General features: G+C 48.8%; 16 protein-coding genes. 7 read left to right on the forward strand and 9 right to left on the reverse strand.

Translation table 11 applies throughout. The annotated features are described in order from the left end of the window. The first annotated feature begins 155 nt into the window (after positions 1 to 155). Entirely contained in the window at positions 156 to 1,298 is a 1,143-nt protein-coding gene (locus NWE92_10520) for a hypothetical protein (GenBank protein MCW4030063.1), read from the forward strand. Here NWE92_10520 and NWE92_10525 read toward each other — a convergent pair. The 4 genes from NWE92_10525 to NWE92_10540 all read right to left on the reverse strand — a co-directional run bounded on the left by NWE92_10525 (position 1,295) and on the right by NWE92_10540 (position 4,251). Next, positions 1,295 to 1,816: a DUF1616 domain-containing protein gene (locus NWE92_10525; GenBank protein MCW4030064.1), complete on the reverse strand. Its 522-nt coding sequence runs from the start codon at positions 1,814 to 1,816 to the stop codon at positions 1,295 to 1,297. The two genes, NWE92_10520 and NWE92_10525, sit on opposite strands and share 4 nt — an antisense overlap. Then, positions 1,767 to 2,495, reverse strand: coding sequence for a glycosyltransferase family 2 protein (locus NWE92_10530; GenBank protein MCW4030065.1), 729 nt, complete (start codon positions 2,493 to 2,495; stop codon positions 1,767 to 1,769). The genes NWE92_10525 and NWE92_10530 overlap by 50 nt, the downstream gene beginning before the upstream one ends. 45 nt (positions 2,496 to 2,540) lie before the next feature. After that, on the reverse strand, positions 2,541 to 3,698 hold the full coding sequence (locus NWE92_10535) for a glycosyltransferase family 4 protein (GenBank protein MCW4030066.1): 1,158 nt from the start codon (positions 3,696 to 3,698) through the stop codon (positions 2,541 to 2,543). 70 nt (positions 3,699 to 3,768) lie between these two features. Further along, positions 3,769 to 4,251: an alpha-ribazole phosphatase CobZ gene (locus tag NWE92_10540; GenBank protein MCW4030067.1), complete on the reverse strand. Its 483-nt coding sequence runs from the start codon at positions 4,249 to 4,251 to the stop codon at positions 3,769 to 3,771. An 811-nt stretch (positions 4,252 to 5,062) separates the two neighbouring features. On the opposite strand from NWE92_10540, the gene NWE92_10545 reads away from it, so the two are divergent. From NWE92_10545 to NWE92_10560, 4 genes are read left to right on the forward strand one after another with little or no spacing between them, the layout of a single operon-like run. Continuing rightward, the gene (locus NWE92_10545) at positions 5,063 to 5,731 is read left to right on the forward strand and encodes a diphthine--ammonia ligase (GenBank protein ID MCW4030068.1); all 669 of its coding nucleotides are present in this window, start codon (positions 5,063 to 5,065) and stop codon (positions 5,729 to 5,731) included. Between the two features lie 12 nt (positions 5,732 to 5,743). Next, positions 5,744 to 6,832 (forward strand): TIGR00303 family protein, encoded by a 1,089-nt coding sequence (locus tag NWE92_10550; GenBank protein MCW4030069.1) that lies wholly within the window; start codon positions 5,744 to 5,746, stop codon positions 6,830 to 6,832. A 6-nt stretch (positions 6,833 to 6,838) separates the two neighbouring features. Continuing rightward, the gene (gene cobS, locus NWE92_10555; GenBank protein ID MCW4030070.1) at positions 6,839 to 7,624 is read left to right on the forward strand and encodes an adenosylcobinamide-GDP ribazoletransferase; all 786 of its coding nucleotides are present in this window, start codon (positions 6,839 to 6,841) and stop codon (positions 7,622 to 7,624) included. Continuing rightward, entirely contained in the window at positions 7,615 to 8,241 is a 627-nt protein-coding gene (locus tag NWE92_10560) for an NTP transferase domain-containing protein (GenBank protein ID MCW4030071.1), read from the forward strand. The genes cobS and NWE92_10560 overlap by 10 nt, the downstream gene beginning before the upstream one ends. A 213-nt stretch (positions 8,242 to 8,454) precedes the next feature. Here the strand turns inward: NWE92_10560 and NWE92_10565 are convergent, their stop codons facing one another. Then, complete coding sequence (locus NWE92_10565; protein ID MCW4030072.1) at positions 8,455 to 10,059, reverse strand: amidohydrolase; 1,605 nt, start codon at positions 10,057 to 10,059, stop codon at positions 8,455 to 8,457. A gap of 2 nt (positions 10,060 to 10,061) precedes the next feature. Further along, a complete protein-coding gene (locus tag NWE92_10570) occupies positions 10,062 to 12,578 on the reverse strand; it encodes a PQQ-binding-like beta-propeller repeat protein (protein MCW4030073.1) in 2,517 nt (838 codons plus the stop codon). A 285-nt stretch (positions 12,579 to 12,863) separates the two neighbouring features. Between NWE92_10570 and NWE92_10575 the strand changes: the two genes are divergently transcribed. Beyond that, complete coding sequence (locus NWE92_10575; GenBank protein ID MCW4030074.1) at positions 12,864 to 14,285, forward strand: B12-binding domain-containing radical SAM protein; 1,422 nt, start codon at positions 12,864 to 12,866, stop codon at positions 14,283 to 14,285. On the opposite strand, the gene NWE92_10580 is transcribed toward NWE92_10575, so the two are convergent. The 3 genes from NWE92_10580 to NWE92_10590 all read right to left on the reverse strand — a co-directional run bounded on the left by NWE92_10580 (position 14,268) and on the right by NWE92_10590 (position 16,854). Further along, positions 14,268 to 15,023, reverse strand: coding sequence for a GDSL-type esterase/lipase family protein (locus NWE92_10580; GenBank protein ID MCW4030075.1), 756 nt, complete (start codon positions 15,021 to 15,023; stop codon positions 14,268 to 14,270). The genes NWE92_10575 and NWE92_10580 overlap by 18 nt on opposite strands. Before the next feature lie 7 nt (positions 15,024 to 15,030). Then, a complete protein-coding gene (locus NWE92_10585) occupies positions 15,031 to 16,113 on the reverse strand; it encodes an acyltransferase family protein (protein ID MCW4030076.1) in 1,083 nt (360 codons plus the stop codon). A gap of 87 nt (positions 16,114 to 16,200) precedes the next feature. Then, positions 16,201 to 16,854, reverse strand: a complete 654-nt coding sequence (locus tag NWE92_10590) for a GDSL-type esterase/lipase family protein (protein MCW4030077.1) — start codon at positions 16,852 to 16,854, stop codon at positions 16,201 to 16,203. Positions 16,855 to 17,083: 229 nt separating this feature from the next. On the opposite strand from NWE92_10590, the gene NWE92_10595 reads away from it, so the two are divergent. Continuing rightward, the gene (locus tag NWE92_10595; protein ID MCW4030078.1) at positions 17,084 to 19,114 is read left to right on the forward strand and encodes a hypothetical protein; all 2,031 of its coding nucleotides are present in this window, start codon (positions 17,084 to 17,086) and stop codon (positions 19,112 to 19,114) included.

Below are 19,114 nucleotides of genomic sequence, written 5' to 3' on the forward strand. Positions count from 1 at the left end.
TCTACTTTCTATTTTCTTGAAAAAACAAGTGGCATTTGACACTTAGTCAAGGTTTCTTGACTTACCTGTTTGTGGTTCAGATTTTGTTGGTCAAAAAAGTTTGACGAAAATTGTTTTATTGACAATTCTTCAAGGAATATCTTGAAGCTGATCTAATGAAACTCTTTGCGCTGACTTTAGTCTTTGCGCTTTTGGTTGTATCGGTAGCTCAGTTATCGCTGATTAATTTAGCGGGCGCGAACTTTTTTCCATATGGAGTGGAGTATGTGCCACCAACGTTTGCGCCCTACATAACTATTCTAGCTGATGGAAACATAACTGGTCCCAATTTGCAATGCATAAACTGTACTGGAAATTATTACAGGTTGACCAGTGATCTCCAAAGTTGCGCAATTAATATTGAGTGCAGTAATATTGTGTTTGATGGCGCAGGGCATAACATTACTATTGTCAAAGATTCTAATGCTGGCGTGTTATTGTCACGTGCCCGCAATGTGACGGTTAAGAATCTTGAGTTGCATACGAGTGTATGGAAGGAAATTTTTGTCCTAGATTCTCAATATTGTCATATAACAGGTATAACCGGAAAATGTATCGCCCTCATTAATAGCAGTTTCAATACAATTGATGAGTGTACTTCAGGTGTAGAGCTTTATAATTACGCTGCACATAACCTCATTATCCGGAATAATCTGACTGAACTCTCAGCGGCTCACACCACTGCAACTTTTAACTGTATTTATGGAAATAATATGTTCTGTGAACCATATATTCAACGCTCAAATTCGGGCACAATTCAATATTGGGATAATGGGTCACTTGGCAATTACTGGTCTCATTACTCCACAAAGTATCCTAATGGTTCTGAACTTGACAAAAAAGGCGTATATGATACACCATACGTAATATCGAAAGGCAACATTGATTGTTTTCCCCTAGTATATAATAGGAAAACCCCTGAGCTAACTGTGTTTTGCTTAGAAAACGCTGTATACGCATCGGGCTTTCCGCTAAACTTCACTGTGGATAAAGCAACGGGTTGGATAGGTTATAGCTTAGATGGACACGCTAATGTAACCGTCACTGGCAACGTGACCGTCAATGGGCTGGCATCAGGTTTTCATAATTTAACCGTATATGCTACCGATCTTTATGGAATAGGTGGCGTTTCAAAAACAGTTACTTTTACAGTAACGAACCTTTTTCCAACGATTATTGTGATAGTATTATCTGTATCGGTGTCGCTGCTACTGTGTGTAGCTTATGTCCAAAAAAGACGATCGCATACAATGGGTTAGTTTGTTACTTGTATGTTTAGGATGCAGTAGTTGTAGCCTTCAAAAATGTAGGTTCCTGACTCGTCTTGATGCCAGAGCTCAAAAATCACGGAGTATTCGCCGGGGCTGTTTAGGGTGAGGACGGCGGAGTTTTCGGCTGTGGCTCCATTTTGAAGATTGTCAATGGTGAAGGTTTGGATGGGTTCGGCGGCTACGGGTAGGGTGCCTAGGTTTCGGGTGACCTTGACCTGCACCTCATAGTTGATGGGGTCGTTCATGTGGTTGACGACGTCGACGTAGACTTGGAAGGTGCTGTTCTGGTTCGCAACTAAAGTCGCCGGGTAGTCAAGGGCGTTTTTTTGTGAGTCCAAAATGTAGATGGTGCTGTAACTTTCGGGCTCAAGGTACAAAGCGGCAACCACAAAGTATCCTGCCACGACTGAGCAGACCACAATCAAGGCCACAAGAACTGCGACTAGGAAGCCTTTGTCATCGTCTATACGGACTATTCTTCCAAGTTTGTCGGATTGTAGTCGCATCCAAGAAGCCCCTAAATATTGTACTAAATATCTGAATCCCCGACTTAAATGGTTTAAGCTTAGGTTTGCCGTAGCTGCGGAATTTGTATGTGGTGGGGATTTCTAGTATGGTGTAGCCTTCTTTGGCGAATTGAATCAGCATCTCAGTGGCAAACGCCATATCGGTTTCTTTGAAGTGCATTTTATCTATAACTTCGCGTGAAATTGCCCTAAACCCTGATTGGGAGTCGCTTATGATTTGGCTGTAACAAAAGTCAAAGAAGAACGTGATGACCTTGTTTCCAAGGAAGTTGAAGAAGCCCATGGCTTTGTTGGGGTCATACATGCGGGTGGCTAAAACCATGTCGGCGTCTTTGGAGACCATGTGTTCGATGAGGCGGTTAATGTGCCTGAATTCGTAGGTGCCGTCAGCGTCAACCATGATGATGATGTTGCCTTTGGCGTTTTTCATGCCTGTTCGCAGGGCAACGCCGTAGCCTCGTCGGGGCTCGATGATTAAACGGCAGAAATTAACTTTCTTCACAATCTCTATGGTTCCATCGGTGGATTTGCCGTCCACAATAATAATTTCATGTGGATAATGGAGGTATTTGTGTACAGTAGTAACTGCATCTAGTATAGTGCCTGCTTCATTTAGTGTGGGAATGACCACCGAGACCATTTCAACTTTTGACGTCATGCGCTAACTTCCAATTCAAGGGGCTAATATGTTTCCGCTTCATGGTTAAATAAGTTCTTCGTATATCTGTGTTAACTTCTCAACATTGGTTTCCCAGCTGAAACGTTCTTCGATGCGTGAACGCATTTCTTGGCGTTGCCGCGAGAAATCAACTTGAGCAAATTCTAACACGGCTTTTGCAAGCTTTTCGGGTTGATTGGGAGGTACCAGTTTTCCGTATTCGGGTAACAGAATCTCTCCTATTCCTCCGACGTCGGTGGCGACTACGGGTAAACCGCAAGCCATTGCTTCTAATGCTACCAACGGCAAGCCTTCCCCTGATTTAGAGGGCAACACAAACAAATCAGCCAAATTATAATACGAAGGCAAATCCTCATCGCTCACAAACCCTGTCAACCTAAAGTTGCCTTCAATCCCCCGTTGCGCAACCTGCATCTTTACGCTTTCCGAGTCGGGACCTTTGCCTACAACCACAAACACCACACGCGGGTTCTTCTTCACTGCGATTGTGGCGCTGTCAAGAAGGGTGTCTACGCCGTTTTTGTAAACCAGTCGCCGCACCGTCAAAACCACAACTGCATCTTTTGGAATGCCGAGTTTGCGGCGCATTTCTTCACGTTTGCCAGCGATTAAGCGGAACCTTTTGAGGTCCACGCCATTATAGATGAGGGTAACTTTGGAAGGTTTTGCTCCTAACCGTAGCACATATTCTTTGGTGGCGCCGCTAATGACAATGATTCTGTCGGCAGCGTTCAAATTCTGTTTTCCCACAGACAGGTCATTAACAAGTTCGACTTGATCAAAGAAATTGTTGTACTCAATGAACGTGTTGTGTTGGGTGAGCACAAACGGTTTGCCGTATTGTTTGGCGAGTTTGCCCGCGAGTAGCGAGGTGAGGTAGGGGTGACCGTGGGCGTGCACGATTTTGCTTTCTGAAACTGCTTTTACAAATGTGGGGAAACTTGGCACAGTGGGGATGGAGTAGGGAATGCCCAATCGGAAGCCAGTGTTGACTGATTCATAGCAATGCACAGGCACGCCATCGACAGAATATGTTTTGGGGGTACCTATCCGATTGGTGACAACTGTAGGAGAATAATTTGTATGGAGCAATCGCTTGCTTTGTTCGTTAACGACTTTTTCTATGCCGCCGACGTGGGGCAGAAAAGTGTGCGTGACGATGCAGAGCCGAGTTTGCGCCATGGAACCAACGTTAACTCCACAATTCAGGATATGTTATAACTCTTACGGTAGCCCCCACAGCGTAACTCGCCTATGGTTTGGCTTCGGCGTTTTTAAGCGCATTCGTATACACGTTCGATGACGCACCAGCTACCAGAGCTCCGATTGCATCGTTTGTCAGGGGCGGCAGTTCTTTTAAGATGCCAGGTTTGGCTTGGTCAAAGCGGACAAACTCAAACATGCCCCGTGACCCGCCAATGTAGGTGGCGATGGCTATGCCGATAAGCTCATCCGCAACTAGTCCTGGTCTGCCCATAAAACGTTCCACCGTTAAACCAGGGATTCTGCCATTCTCCGCTTCTTGTTGCGCATGGAAGGCTGCGACGATAAGTGTGGATATGTTGACGTCTTTTAGGATGTCGAGGAATTCGGCTTTGAGGGCTTGGGTGGCTTTTTCGGGGGTTTCGATACCGGGGTGAGGCACATACATTTCTAGCGCGCTGTCAATTAAGCTTTGAAGGGTGATGCCTCTTTCTTCGAGGTAGCTTAGCAGGGGCGGGGTTTGTTGGGTCATAAGTTTAACCGTCTTTTTTTAGGGTAAGGACAGTTTTAAGTGTTATGAAAGGCAAAGTTGTTTTCACCCTTATTTTGGCTGTTGCCTCATTTAGCGTTATCTTTTCTGTTGCTGATCGCTGCTTCCTTCACCAATCTATTTGGGGTCTATTTGGATCCTATTAGTGGTTCTATGCAGAAACCTATAGGGGGTCTACTTTCCTAAGGGGGGTAGGTCACTAATGGTGCAGAAACAGCCTAAACTATGTTAAAAACCAAGTTTCCCTGCCTCACTGAAAATAGAAATACCGCTGTCAAACTCATTTAGCTACATAATTGTTTCAGGGCGTAGCCAACAAACCATTTTATCCCCCTCAAATCATAAAACCCAAGGAGCGATAGCAAATAACAACCTCTTCTCAAGCTAAAGAAAAAGAAAACCCCCAACCAGCGGCGTTTCTTAGTCCCCAAGCTACTGCCTATGCCAGCTTAACTATCTACAACAATATTGTCATTAACGTTAGTTTGACCTCCAAAAAAGCCGAGGACCGCCCAGAAGCATCTAAACCGTCTTAATGGTTGTGTGCTGGGTTGTTTTATTGCCTGATTTCTTGCGTTTTACCTTTGGTGTTTAGTTGGCTGGGATTTCCGTAAGCCTTATATGAAAAGCATGGATAAACCATCCAACTCAGGGGCTCTACTTTGCAAAACACCAAGAAAACCCACAATGTTCCCTTCAAAGTTTTATCCAACGGCGGGTTAACTAAATGTTTGGCAAGTAAAACCTTATTTGAGTGTTTAACTGTTCCTAACAGTGTTTGGAGGAAAATAAGATGAAAGTTGTTGCTTCATGGAGCGGCGGCAAAGACAGCGCCTACGCATATTACCTAGCAAAACAAGAAGGCCACGAAATCCTGAGCTTTCTTACTATGATGATGAGTGAATCCAAATCAAACTTCCACATGATACCTGCTGGCATACTTGACGCCCAAGCCAAAGCCATCGGAATCCCCCTAATCAAAAAAACCACCTCCCCAGAAACCTACGAAGCCGATTTCAAAGCCGTCCTGCGCGAATGCAAAGCCAAAGGCGCCGAAGCCTTAGTCACAGGCGACATCTACGAAGTCGCAGGCCACGAAGAAGGTTGGCTTGGACGAGTCCTCAAAGAAGTCGGCTTAGCCGCAGTCAAGCCACTTTGGATGGGCGACACCAAACTAATCTATCAATACTACCTAAAATCGGGCTTCAAAGCAACAGTGGTACGCACCAACCGCGACCTCAGCCTCGACTGGCTTGGCCGCGTCTTGGACCAAAAATTCTACGATGACATCTTAAAGCTTCCCGGCGTAGACCCCTGCGGCGAAGGCGGCGAATACCACACGGTCATCACCGACGGACCCGGCTTCACACAAAAAGTCGAACTCGTCGAGTCTGAAAAGAAACGCTTAGATAATGGCTTTGGGTACTTAGAAATCAAACAGTATAAAGTAACTCCAAAGTAAGGCTGAACCCCGATGGATGTCATATTTGCAAATAACGAGTTAAAGGCGAAAGCCTTCCTCCAAGAAATCGAAGGCAAAAACCCCCTTTTCATCGCAACCATCGCCACCACCGAAACCGGCAAAATCCCCGGTCTCTCAGCGGCAGGCGCAAACCCCGACTTCACCGACTTCACCCCACCCGCAGACGCCGAACTCCTCCTTTTAGGAAAATGCAGAAGCATCCGCGGCGTCCCCATCACCCCCGACGGCATCCCCACACCCGCACTCATAACCACCTCCGCACTCCACTTAGCCGACATACCCGTCGTAGTGGTTAATGGTGGCGTTAAAGTCCAACCCCAAATCCCCTACATCGACGTCAACGGCAGCCCCGGACGCGACATCCGAAGCGGCGACTCCGTCGACAACGTCGAAGAAGTCATCGAACGCAGCAAAGTCATCGGCGAACAACTCGCCAAAACAGCCGATTACCTCGTCATAGGCGAAAGCATCCCCGGCGGAACCACCACCGCCCTTGGCGTACTCTCAGCTTTGGGAGTAGATGCGCAAGGCAAAGTCAGCAGCACGCTCCCCCTAAACCCTCACAGCCTCAAAGCCGAAGTCGTCGCCGCAGGACTCAAAGCGGCAGGAGAAAAATTCGGTAGCCTCAAAGCCAACCCCATCAAAGCAGTTTCAGCTGTGGGCGACCCCATGATGGCGGCGCTGGCAGGTCTGGTCATAGGCGGTTCACGTCAAGCCCCAATTCTGATGGCAGGCGGCACCCAGATGACTGCGGTTTTAGCTGTGATAAACGCGCTTGAACCCAAGGCGCTGTGCAACGTCGCCGTCGGCACGACCCGCTGGGTGGCTAAAGACAAAAACTCTGACATCTGCGGCATCGTGCGCCAATTCTGTGACGTCCCCATCTTGGCGGCAGACCTAGATTTTGGGCCCTCTGCGTTTCCAGGTCTACAAATCTACGAAACTGGTCTCGTTAAGGAGGGGGTTGGTGCTGGTGGCGCTTCGATTGCGGCTATGGCCAAGACTGGCGGCGCAGTAACCAAGGGTATCCTTCTTAAGGAGATAGAGCGTAATTATGCTCAATTAATGAGCATAAAGTGACGCGGCTTGGCGATAAAACAACTTAAGAATTTGCTTTCTTTCTTAACCGTTTTCCCAGTCTCCATGGACGAAAACCTGTTTACAGACTGCGCGCGCAACATGTGGGTTTTTCCGCTGGTCGGCGCGTTTTTGGGTTTGTTAGCGGGTTTGTTCGGCTGGGTTGCCTATTATTTTCTGCCTTCCCTAGTGGTGGGCGCTATTGCTTTGGCTTTGTTGCTTTGGATGACCGGGCTGCATCACACTGATGGACTGCTGGATTTCGGCGACGGCGTCATGGTACATGGCTCTGCGGAGAAAAAAATTGAGGTTATGCATGACCAACTCACAGGTGCAGGCGCCATCGGGCTCACAATGATGACGTATTTGATTACTGCCTTCGCGTTTGCAGGATACGGTCAAGTCGTCAATTATGGTGGCTTCTTTTTTGTTCCCCTGATTTTCCCCGCCCTAATCATGGTTGAGTTGGGGGCGAAGCTGGCGATGGTTGTGGCAGCGTGGGCAGGCAAATCCGTCCATGAAGGCATGAACTCCCCGTTCCTTGCAGTAATGCATGGACCCAACGGCAACTGGCGACTATTAGCAGCTATTGCGGTTTCAGCGATAATTGCTGTGCCACTGCTCGGTTGGATGGGCCTCTTTGCTATCGTAGCGGCAGTTTTCACGGGGTTTGTGATGGTTGTCGTGGCACATCGTCACTTTAACGGCGTTACAGGCGACGTGTTTGGCGCTACCGACGAAATAACCCGCATGGTCTGTGCCGTTGTGATCTTGGCGGTGGCCACATGGCTATAACCGCGTTGGTTATGGCAGGCGGTAAAGGCACCCGCATGAAGTTGCCCCAAGAGAAGCCCCTAATCGAGGTCTGCGGCAAACCCACAATCACCTACGTACTAGCCGCGCTTAAAGCAGCTAAAAAAATCAGCCGCATAATCGTCGCCACCAGTCAAACAACCCCCCAAACCACTTCATTAATGCGCACGCTTGGCGTTGAAGTCATAGAGACACCCGGCAACGACTACGTATCCGACATGGGTTATGTTGTCTCTACACTCAAGTTGGGTGTGTTTTTGGCGGTTGCAGCGGATTTGCCGTTGGTAGAGCCCTTGGTGATTGATGATATTGTAACGCATTATGAGCGTTGCGGCAAACCTGCCCTAACCGTTGCAGTGCCCTTAGAAACCAAAGCTTCATTGGGCATGTGTATCGAGTACTGCTTCCAAGAGGCGGGGCGCGATGTAGTTCCCGTAGGCATCAACGTCATCGACGGATCCAAACGCTATGGTGACGAATGGCTCGACCAAGACATCTACATCTTGGATAATCAAGAAATCGCCATCAACATCAACACGGTTTCAGAATTGCAGCTGGCAGAGCGACTGTTAGCCCAAAAAACTGGCGGCTGCCCCTGACCCCGCTGATAAAGACATCTGCCCTTCCTTCTTTCTACAGGATTCCAACATACGTTTGGGCTTGTTTTGTGCCAATAGTGACCTACCCCTCTTAGGTTTCTGCATAGAACCACTAATAGGATCCAAATAGACGCCAAATAGGTTCGATAAACAGCAGAGAAAGCGATGATTAGCAATTGCCAGCGCAATACATTCCGCCGCTATCAGGGCAGGTTAAGAGACATTCATGATTTCGCCGTCTACGATGACCATCTCGACTTTGATATCTTTGATTTTGTTGGTCTCGGCGGTTAGGGGGTCAGAGGAGAGCACGGTTAAATCAGCCAGTTTGCCCTCTTCGATGGAGCCTTTTTGGGTTTCCTCGCCTGAAGCGTAGGCTGCATCCAACGTGTAGAGCCGCAACGCCTCCAAGGGACTTAGCTGCTGCTCCGCTGAGCTTGGGCGTTCCACGAGTTCCTGCATGCCCAGCAGGGGGCTGAGGGGCTCCATGGGGCAATCTGAGCCGCCAGCAACCTTCACGCCCGCCTCGAGGAGGGTTTTTAGGGGGTGTAGCCAGCTTGCACGTGCTTTGCCAAGGTGTTCGGAAGCTGACCAGACGGCGAATTCGGTTGTGACTACTTTAGGCTGGATGGTTACCACGGCGTTTTGCGCTTTTAGGCGGTTAAGAAGAGTTGGGTTTAGGAGGGCGGCTTGTTCGATGCGGAATCGAATGTTGCGCTGCTTTGCGGTTGCCTCGATTACGGATAGGGTGATGTCGATGGCTTTGTCGCCCATTGCGTGGATGACCGGTTGCAGCCCCGCCGCCAAGACCGCCTCAACCGAGTTCTGCAGGGTTTGGGGGTTGTAGTAGAGTTTGCCGCTGTTGCTTGGCTCGTCGCTGTAGGGCTCCGCGAGGGCGGCGGTTTTGGAGTCCAAGTAACCATCAGAGAAGAGTATGACGCCGCCGAGGCGCATCCTTAGGGGGTTTTTTGTGTGGAAGGTCGGGGCTTGTTTTAGGCAGGTTTCGGGGACAATCACGTTAACCCTTAGGGGCAGCTTGCCTTCCGACTCGAGTCGCTTGATGAGTGTGAGTTCGACTTCGGAGAGGATTATCCAGTCCACGCTGGTCAACCCCGCCTTTAGGACCTCTCGGAGGGCTACCGAGGTGGCGTCGGCGAGTTCGTCTGGGGTGGGTTCGGTGACGGCTTGCCAGATGAGGTTGGTGGCGCTGTCCCGAAAAACCCCAGTCAACTCACCCGCTGAGTCCCTGTCGATGGTTCCTCCAGTTGGGGTGGGGGTTTGTTTGGTCACATGAGCCTGCGTTAGGGCTTGGGAGTTGGCGACGCAGACAAAAGCGGCTTCATGATAAAGAATCACAGGGTTATCTGGAACTGCCACATCCAAGTCGACTGCGGTAAGGTAGCGGTGTTCGCAGAGGCGTGCGTCGTTCCAGCCGCGTCCAATTATCCAGCCGCCCACAGGCATCCGAGCAGCCTTCTCACGCAGCAACCGCTGCACATCAGCCACCGAAACGGCACCTGTGAGGTCAAGCCAGAGTAGGCATCGCCCAAAATCCGCTACATGAATATGAGTATCAATTAAGCCCGGGACAACGGTTTTGCCTTCGAGGCGCAGAACTTTGGTGTCTTTGCTGATTAGTGCCTCGATTTCTTGGTTGGAGCCGACTTTGAGGATGCTGTTTTGCTGTATTGCTACGGCTTGGGCGTGGGGTTGGTTGGGGTTTAGGGTGTGGATGTTGGCGTTTAGGAGGGCTAAGTCCGCGGGCAAAGAGTCACTTCCATCTCCTCGTCTCAGCCGATGGCTAATAACGTTTTGCATCCTTACAGTTTTCTGTTGAGGCGGGTTTTGTTTCTTTCACGAACAAAGTAACTAACTGCAAGAACCACCGCGATGATTATGGCAACCGTAGCTACAAGGACCCAAGTTGCAGGCGTCACCGATATGTCGATGCCGCCGGGTGTGGGAGTCGGAGTTGAGGTTTGACCTTCGCTTGTAGTGATGTTTTCTCGGAAGGCATAGAGGTTCCAGTCGTTGCAGCCGATGTAGAGCATATTGTTAGCTATCGTGGGTGAGGACCAGCTGCTGCTGGGCATATAGGCTGTATCTAGTTTGGCGCCTTCGTTAGTTGCGTCAAGCACGAATACGTGGCGTTGGCTGGTAACATCATAAACTTTGCCATCGGCGTAGGTTGGGGCAACGTAGAGTTCGTCGCCAGTGTAGAAGCTCCAGACCACTTCGCCAGTGTCAGCGTTAAGATAAGCAATGTTGAATTTGTCAATTATGATAACGTGACCGTCGACGTAGATGGGGGAGTTGTAGATGAATTCGCCAGCGTCTTTGTTAGTGAAGTTCCACAATACGTCACCTGTGTCTTCGTTTAGGGCGTAGTAGGTGATGGTGTTGGTGGGCACAAAGACTTTCCCGTCTGCCACCGAGGGAGAACCCAAAAGTTCGGTTCCGCCGATGAAAACGGGCTGGTAGGGGATATCTTGAGTCCAAATGGTGGAGCCAGACTGCGCGTTAAGCTTGTAGAGGACACCAGTTGTGGGACCCTCCGCAGTGAAAAAGACCGCGCCATCCGAAACGGCGGGAGAACACCCGATTGGACCAACGGTCGCGACTTTCCAAACCACCTTGCCAGTATCAGCGTTTAAAGCGTAGAGGTTACCATCCAGAGACCCTATGTAGACCATGCCGCCTGACACTGTGGGCGAAGAGGTCATCACGATGGTGGCGTAGGTGGCTTCTTGTTTGCCATTCACAAAGGTTTTCCAAAGCATATTCCCTGAATAAGCGTCTAAGCAGTAGACGTTGCCGTCGTCTCCGCCGGTGTAAACTTTGCCGTTAGCCACAGCCATGGAAGATTGAATGGGAGCGTTTGTGGCGAAGCTCCAAAGTAAATCGCCGCTCCATGCACCCACGGCGTAGACATTTTTGTCTTGGGAGCCAAAGTAGACGACGCCGTCAACGATAGTGGGGGAAGAAATTATGGAGCCGCCTGTCTCGAACTTCCAAGAAAGCGTCAGGTTGTTTGGTCCCATAGGCGCAGTTGAGGAATGGGTTGTGTCGCTGCCCCACATAGACCAGTTACTCACAGGCACAGGGTCGGTTCCCATTGCCCAAAGCTGATTAGCAGTAGAGTACTCGTTACCCGAGATAGTGTCCACCGCGGTGGTGACTTCGCCGGGGATTATGTAGAGGTTACCGTAGGCGACTATGGCGGATTCTTTGGGACCTAAAGCTTCCATGGGGAGCCGCCAAATCACATCGCCTGTCTGGGCATCAAGACAAGCATATTCAGAATAGCCGACCTCATCGTTATAGTAAGCATTTTGTCCAGTGGTAGCGTAGACTTTGCCGTCGGCAACCGTGGGAGCCCCTGGAAACATCAAAGGACCCGGACCAGTGTACTTCCAGACCAAGCTGCCAGTTTCGACGTCAAAAGCGTATAGGCAGCCATCCTTGTTTAGGGCATAGACGTTGCCGTAGCCAACTGCGGTGCCAACGCAGAAGTAGCCGTCACTCTCAGGACGATAAGTCCAAAGGATATCGCCGTTGGTGGCGTTAAAGCAATAAAGCGTGTTATCGTCGGTTCCGCCTCGCAGAAATCGACCCTCATAGTAGGAGCCGCTAAAAATCATCGGACCCTTAGTAAGGGTATCCCAGACCACATCGCCTGTTTTGGCGTCTAAGGCCATCTGATGATTATCAAAAGAGCCAGGGAAGATGAGCCCACCACCGTAGGTTACGCCTGAACCGGTGCTTCCGCCTCCGGGCACGAAGGTTTTCCACTCTACTGTGGGCGGCGCCGAGGGGTTAGAGAAGTCCCATGCGTAGATGTAAGCGCCGATTTTGGTGTAGAACAGTTTCTCTTCAGGACTATACACGTTAGCAATAAAGAGAGGACCCGTGTCAGCGGTGAATTCGTCGCTGGTCCAAATTATGTCTCCCGTGTTGGGGTTTAGGCAGGTGCCCTCCACAACCATGTGGGAAGAGTCAATTTTGTAGGCAACAGGCCAGGTGCCGACCATGGCTATGTCTTTTTGCCAAACGATTTCGCCTGCTTGATTTACGGCGACGACGCTGTGGCTGGTGCAGACATAAATCATGCCGTTAAACGCGACAAGGTAGGGTCCGATGCTGGTTATGTTGGTTTTCCACAGCACGTTGGAGGTTGCGGGGGCGGGTCCGCTGGAGAAGCGTGAAAAGGAGGAGTCAGCTTGGAATTGGGGCCACTCGTATTGGTTGAGGTTGCCGCCAGAGGAGGTTGCGGTGACCTGCGCGTTTGCAGTGTTTGGGATGGGTTGGAGTGAGAGGGCAGCAGAAACTGCTGACACCACAAGGATTAGAATTAATATGGATACGGTTTTACGGTTTTTATTAATCGACGGTGCCCCCAAGAGGTACAATATCGCATGTGAGTGCGTGCTCTTGCCCACAAAAACAGTTTATGAAGTTGTTGGGGTATAAACCTTACGTTAAACCGCCACCCACAGCAACAAAGCGAAGTCTAAGGCTAAAACCCGTGTTTGCAGTAATTTATTAATCTCACAACTGCTCTAGAACATCAACTCTGCAGCCTGTGTGACTTCATGCGTGTTTGCCTCATAAACCCACCGCGTATGCAACCTAAACTCTGGGGAAAACCCAGCATTCTTCAACCCCTAGATTTAGCCTACATCGCAGCCGTCCTAGAACAGGAGCATGAAGTCCAAATTATCGACGCCGCCAACGAAGGCTGGAAAACCCTTCAAGAAGTCGACGGCAACAAGTACCGCCAAGGGCTAAAAAACGAGGAAATCCAGCAGCGCCTCAAACACTTCAACCCCGACGTGGTAGACATCACAATCCCATTCTCGGGCTGGTGCAAACCCGCATATGAAATGGCAGCCTTAGCCAAAGAAACAAACGAAAACGTCGTCACGGTTCTGAGTGGGCTGCATCCGTCGGCGCGCCCCAATGATTGTCTAAGCCACGCAAACGCAGATTACGTTATCATCGGCGAACCCGAACTCACCGCACAGGAGTTAGTTAACAGCCTAGAAAAGGATGGCGAAGTGGACCGCAAAGCAATCAGAGGCATAGGCTACAACCAAAACGGTCAACCCATCATCAATGCGCCTCGACCAGTCATCCAAAACCTCGACACACTCCCGATGCCAGCGAGGCATCTGCTACCCATGGATGAATACTTCGCTGCGGTCAAAGAGAACCAGCTTCGAGGCGAAATCGGCAAGCACTGGACTACCATGATAACCAGCCGCGGATGCCCCTTCAACTGCGTATTCTGCACCGTCCACACCCTAATGGGCAAACAATGGCGAGGCAGGAGCCCAGCAAACGTCGCCGAAGAAATCCAACAACTCAAAGACACCTACAATGTGGAACAGATAGATTTTAGCGACGAAAACATCTGCCTTGACAACAAACGCATGGAAGCCATCTGCGACCTCATCATAGAACGCAAATTCAACATTGAATGGTTCACGCCTAACGGTGTCCGCGCTGATACCCTCACGCCTGAGCTTTTGCAAAAGATGAAGGCTTCGGGATGCAAAAAAATCCGTCTCGCCCCGGAATCTGGCGTGCAACGCGTGGTGGATACAATCATTAAAAAGAACCTCAAACTCACCGATGTAGAGCAGGCAATTGTTTGGGCGCGGCAAGCAGACATTCATGTGGGGCTCTTTTTTGTTTTGGGGCTTATTGGCGAGACAAAAGAAGACATTGAGCAAACAATCGCCTACGCCTACAAGTTGCGTAAGTTGGGTGCGGAGAGTTTCCATTTCAGTATTGCCATGCCTGTGTATGGCACTGAACTCTATGAGCAAGCATCCAAAGGCGGCTACTTACGTGCCTGCTTTAGCGACGAGGCATTAGCAGCATCAGAACCGCTCATTGAAACCCCAAACTTCACCGCCGAGGAACTCATTGAGCTTTGCAAGCGGGCTAACCAAGTTAACTCCACGGTCACTTGGGGCAAAATGTTGAGTGCCGCAAAGCACCCCCGAAAAGTGTTAAGCTTTCTACGTAGCCGAGTTTGAGACCACTACATTGTAAACTTGGGCTGCGACTACTTGTGCACCTGCTTCATTTAGGTGGACTCCGTCGCGGTAATATTCGGGGTGACCTTCAAAAAGAGTAAACAAATTTATGGTTGGCACATCGGCTTCCTCAGCGGCTTGTAGGATGCTGGGGATTATTGTTTGCTCGAGATATTGAGGGTCGATTCTGCCATGTCCGGTTTGCACCTCTAACACTGGAGGAGGCAGCATTACCCATATTTTGGGGTTGCTTGGAAGGGCTTTGAAGGCATCTATCAGCGTTACGTAGTCGCCTACAAAGCTTGCATTATAAATCTCTAGGTTTGGTTGGGCATCGTTGGTTCCCAGCATAATGAACACCATGTCGGGCGCATACTCCAAAGCATCATCGTGGAATGTGCTTGTGTTCATGTAGGGGGTGTCGGTGTTAAGCAGAACCGTTGTTGAGCCAACGCCGAAGTTGCCGACTGGATAAATTGTGCCATTGTTCACGGCGCTATCGTAGCTTGAGGGGGTTATAGTGGAGTTGCCGATTGTGTAGGGTGCATTGCCGCCCAGCATCTGCCAAAGGTCATAGGTGTAACCTGAGGATTGGGTTAGGCTGTCGCCGATGCAAGCAATGCGGATTTCATTTGATGAGGGCTGGTTGGGGGTAGACAAAACAATAAACGCCACTATCCCTGATGACACGAATAGGACCACTAAACAGGCGACCAAGATTTTTCCAGTCTTGTTCATACAAAACTCAACCAATCAGTTTATCCAAGTATGGTATCTTTTTGAGTAAGATAACTATTCCCAAAGAAACAAACAGAACAATCACCGTCATCAAAGGAACCTCAATGATGGGATTGAGTGTGTTTCGGTTGAGCGCGAATCCGAAGTAACCGTTCTGGATGGACTCTAAAATTATCACGTGCAGGAAGTATATGCCTAAAGTGTTATCGCTAATGGCTTTAATTAGCTTGTCACGTCGGGAGAGACCGAATTCTTGTTGAGGCGAAGGTGATTTGAGGGTAAGTAATAGTAAAAACAACATCACCGACGTTAGAATGACAGTGGGGCTGATGTATTCTTGGAAGAAGTACATGTCTGTGCCGTTTGTTGCAGCCAGCACGTAGGTGCCAATCGCAGTCAAGGCTATTCCCAGAAGCATCAAAAGCCCAATAGTTGAACGACGCATATTCACCGAAGTGAGGAAGATTCCTAAAACAAAGTAGCCCACAAACCCGCCTATCACGAAAACGTTGGGGCTCAACAGGTAGGGCCCTATTAAACCGAAAATAGGCAAAATAGCCACGCCCACAACCCATATGGCTATGAAGTATTTTACAAGCGTCCGATCTGCGTTCGCCAAAAGCGCTCGCAAGAGCGGCGTCAAAATGTAGAGACCAAAAAGGACGTAGATGTACCAGAACTGGGTGTATGGACCATTGAGTAGCCCTTGCAGGATGGCGCCAAAAGAGAAGGGTATGCCTATGACTGCGAAGGTCCAGACAAAATAGATGGCAGCCCAAAAGAGGAAGGGCAATCCTATGCGGGCCCATCGTTTCTTAAAGAAGACCCTAAGACTTTCTTTTTCTTTTCCGGGTTGAAGTAAAAGCGCGCCAGTTACCATCAAAAACAGCGGAACCCCAAGCACGCCTAAAGTTTGATAAATATCCGCGACGGCCCAAGTGGTGATTCCCAGCGGAGACAACGCATGGAGTTCTTGGCTGCTTATTATCCATTGACCTGTAGAATGAAGCAGAATAACCCCTACAATGGCTACCGCCCGAATCAAGTCAAAATTGTAGACACGACTTTTAGGCGGGTTGAGGTTTTCCATGCTACACCTTCTCAACTCACACCCTAATTGAATTTGCGTTAATATGCTTTAGCAAAAAAAGCTTCAACGCCCCGTATGCAGGCAAGCCTAAGTTATGGCGTTGTAAATTTCAGTTGCTATAACTTCTGAACCGTTAACGTTTGGGTGAACACCATCTTCGAAGTCGTTTGGACTATTAAGCAACGGAGTATGCACATCGATTGTTGGCAAGTTTAGGTCGATTGCAGTTTGGTTGATTAGCGGTATTATCTCATTATCCAAGACTTCAGGGGGAAGACCTATGGTGTTGTTAAAAGCGGGTGGTGGAATGACAATGTAGATTTTGGGGTGGGAGGAAAGGGATTGGAAATTAGAAATTAACAGTTTATAGTCATCGACGAAGTTGCAGCGGCGTTCCTGACAAAAGAAGGCATCATTTGTCCCAAGCATAATCACCACAATATCGGGGTTAAACCGCTCAGCAACATAAAGTAACTCAGTCTGATTTAGGTAGGGCTTGTCAGCTTGAAGCGACACAGTGGTTCGACCGACCCCGAAATTCATTACACGATAGCCATCTCCAAGCATCTCCGACAGGATCTCCGTGTACTCGGTGTCAGATGTTATGCTGTCACCAACACATGCCACACGTATAGGACTTGCAGGAGTGGCGCCGCGGGTTTCAAAGAAGAGAACTGCCAAACTGGCGACTAAAATAACTGCAAATAACACAGCGGCTAACTGTTTTGTGGAGGGCTTCATCCTCAAAAACGTGTCTAGCTATTTCCTATAAGGTTTTTGCAATTGCATTAACCTTTTTTGGGCAGGTACAAAAAGGAAAAACAACATCAACCCTAAAGGAGAAGATGCCTACGCCACAGCCGTTGGACAGCCGCATGTTTGCGAAATTGCTCAACCAGAAATTTAGCTTTGTATACTCGATTTACCAATGATTTTATAAGTTTAAGAAATGTTGGCTAGAATGGTTTGCATGACAAAACTGTGGGTTTTCGTCATATTGATAACGTTAACATTGTTAACGTCGGTTTTTATTGGAAATGCCTCCGCAGCCAATAGCCCGAACTGTTATGTGGGCATAACATTTGGCGGAACCACAGTGGAAGAAGCAAAACAACTAATCGACCAAGTAAAATCGTACATGAACCTTTTTGTGGTTGCGTCATGGACCATAAATGGTGGACCAAACGCGTCTGGGCTAACAGAAATCTGTGATTATGCCACAGCCGCCAACATGCACGTCATCGTTTACTTCAATTTTATTTTTCAAAACTACACTGGCAGCATTGGAAGTCGCTATAATTCTACCACTTGGGATGACTACGATATGTCGCCGTGGCATCGAGACTGGCTAAACGAAGCAAATGACCGCTATGGCGACAAATTCTTAGGCGCCTACCTCTATGATGAACCAGGAGGAAAACAAATCGACTGTGGCTACTGGAACAAAAACAACGCCACATTCGCAGGCACCCCCATCACAATCTATCGCAACGCCACAACCTACGATGACGTCGCCAGAATCTTCACATCCAACATCGCCCGCAGCGGAAGCATGCAAGTCCTCACAAACACCACTTATCGATACAATCTAACGCACACAATTCCCGTCTTCACTTCAGACTACGCACTTTTCTGGTTTGACTACAAAGCAGGATTCGGCACCGTTTTTACTGAAATAGGAGAATTACACGAACAAAACAGAAAAATAGAACAAATCGCGCTGTGCCGAGGCGCCGCTAACGCTCAACACAAAGATTGGGGCGCGATAATCACGTTTGCCAGTTATAATCCAATCACCCCCGAAGACGGAACAACCCTGCTCAATGACATGACTATGGCTTATGAGGCGGGAGCAAAATACGTCATCATCTTTAACTATGTAGTTGATGGGAAATGCTTCTTTACTGATGAGCAGTTTAACGCTATGAAACAATTCTGGGACAACATCCATGCATCTCCAGAAAGGCAAGGTATGTACAGTGGGCAAGTCGCCTTTGTGTTGCCAAATAATTATGGCTGGGGACTACGGGCACCTCATGATAAGATTTGGGGATTCTGGCCTGCCGATAACCAGTCGACACAAATCTGGAATAACATGAATGCCCTAATTGACAAGTACGGTCTAAACCTAGACATTGTCTATGATGACCCCCAGGTTGACATTCAAGGACTCTACGGTAGAACCTACCTGTGGAACAGCACCCTAAACCTCAACGACGATAACTTTGCAAGCCAACCCTACGTGTATATTCCCTTAGTCGGCTTTGTGGGTACAGTTGCAGGCGTATCCACCTATTGGGTTACTAAACGCAAAAAACAAACACCCCCAAAACCGCCATCTGCGCCTACACCGCAACCACAAGTTATGACTACGCAGGGGCCATTGGTGCAAATCCAACAAACCCAACAACCACTACAAAGACCCAAAAGCATGCTTAAACCAAAAGTCGATTTAAACCCAATCTTTGACTCATTCACCCAAACCATAGACCCCCTGTTTGATATTTTGGGGGCTCTGCATGGAGTGGTGAACTGGCAAATAGTAAAGGATAGTATAGAGCATTGCAAATTTTTCAAGGTGATAGGCGCAAGGGACGCTGTTGGAAACCTAGATTTCCACAACCTAACACTCGCAGTCAAGAACCAGCAGCCCCAAGTTGCAGCCCAAGAATGTCGAGCGCTGATGAAAACGTTGCATGCTAACCTATCGACGCTTGCCACAGAAAACTACGACAAGGAAACCCAAGCCAGCTACACTGCCCTTAAAGATGCAGTTGAGGGCTATGTTTTGCTTGACGATTTCTTGTTGGGACAGGTTTTAGGCGACGCCCAAGCTGAGAAAGAAAGAACCGCCCTTACTACGGTTCTGGAGGGCTACATTGAACAGGTTGATGTGGACGGCTTCACCGAATTAGTTGAAGCATTACGCAAAGGCACAGTCTTAGATGTTACAGCTAGCCGCACTCTGCTTCGAAGCGCACAAAAACAGACACTAAACTAA

The sequence above is a fragment of the Candidatus Bathyarchaeota archaeon genome, assembly GCA_026014745.1.
Taxonomy (GTDB): domain Archaea; phylum Thermoproteota; class Bathyarchaeia; order Bathyarchaeales; family Bathycorpusculaceae; genus Bathycorpusculum.

What these genes read in the sequence shown, in the direction of transcription:
- NWE92_10520 (MCW4030063.1), top strand. Translation starts at nt 156, where the DNA reads ATGAAACTCTTTGCGCTGACTTTAGTCTTTGCGCTTTTGGTTGTATCG.
- NWE92_10525 (MCW4030064.1), bottom strand. Translation starts at nt 1,816, where the DNA reads ATGCGACTACAATCCGACAAACTTGGAAGAATAGTCCGTATAGACGAT.
- NWE92_10530 (MCW4030065.1), bottom strand. Translation starts at nt 2,495, where the DNA reads ATGACGTCAAAAGTTGAAATGGTCTCGGTGGTCATTCCCACACTAAAT.
- NWE92_10535 (MCW4030066.1), bottom strand. Translation starts at nt 3,698, where the DNA reads ATGGCGCAAACTCGGCTCTGCATCGTCACGCACACTTTTCTGCCCCAC.
- NWE92_10540 (MCW4030067.1), bottom strand. Translation starts at nt 4,251, where the DNA reads ATGACCCAACAAACCCCGCCCCTGCTAAGCTACCTCGAAGAAAGAGGC.
- NWE92_10545 (MCW4030068.1), top strand. Translation starts at nt 5,063, where the DNA reads ATGAAAGTTGTTGCTTCATGGAGCGGCGGCAAAGACAGCGCCTACGCA.
- NWE92_10550 (MCW4030069.1), top strand. Translation starts at nt 5,744, where the DNA reads ATGGATGTCATATTTGCAAATAACGAGTTAAAGGCGAAAGCCTTCCTC.
- NWE92_10560 (MCW4030071.1), top strand. Translation starts at nt 7,615, where the DNA reads ATGGCTATAACCGCGTTGGTTATGGCAGGCGGTAAAGGCACCCGCATG.
- NWE92_10565 (MCW4030072.1), bottom strand. Translation starts at nt 10,059, where the DNA reads ATGCAAAACGTTATTAGCCATCGGCTGAGACGAGGAGATGGAAGTGAC.
- NWE92_10575 (MCW4030074.1), top strand. Translation starts at nt 12,864, where the DNA reads ATGCAACCTAAACTCTGGGGAAAACCCAGCATTCTTCAACCCCTAGAT.
- NWE92_10580 (MCW4030075.1), bottom strand. Translation starts at nt 15,023, where the DNA reads ATGAACAAGACTGGAAAAATCTTGGTCGCCTGTTTAGTGGTCCTATTC.
- NWE92_10585 (MCW4030076.1), bottom strand. Translation starts at nt 16,113, where the DNA reads ATGGAAAACCTCAACCCGCCTAAAAGTCGTGTCTACAATTTTGACTTG.
- NWE92_10590 (MCW4030077.1), bottom strand. Translation starts at nt 16,854, where the DNA reads ATGAAGCCCTCCACAAAACAGTTAGCCGCTGTGTTATTTGCAGTTATT.
- NWE92_10595 (MCW4030078.1), top strand. Translation starts at nt 17,084, where the DNA reads ATGACAAAACTGTGGGTTTTCGTCATATTGATAACGTTAACATTGTTA.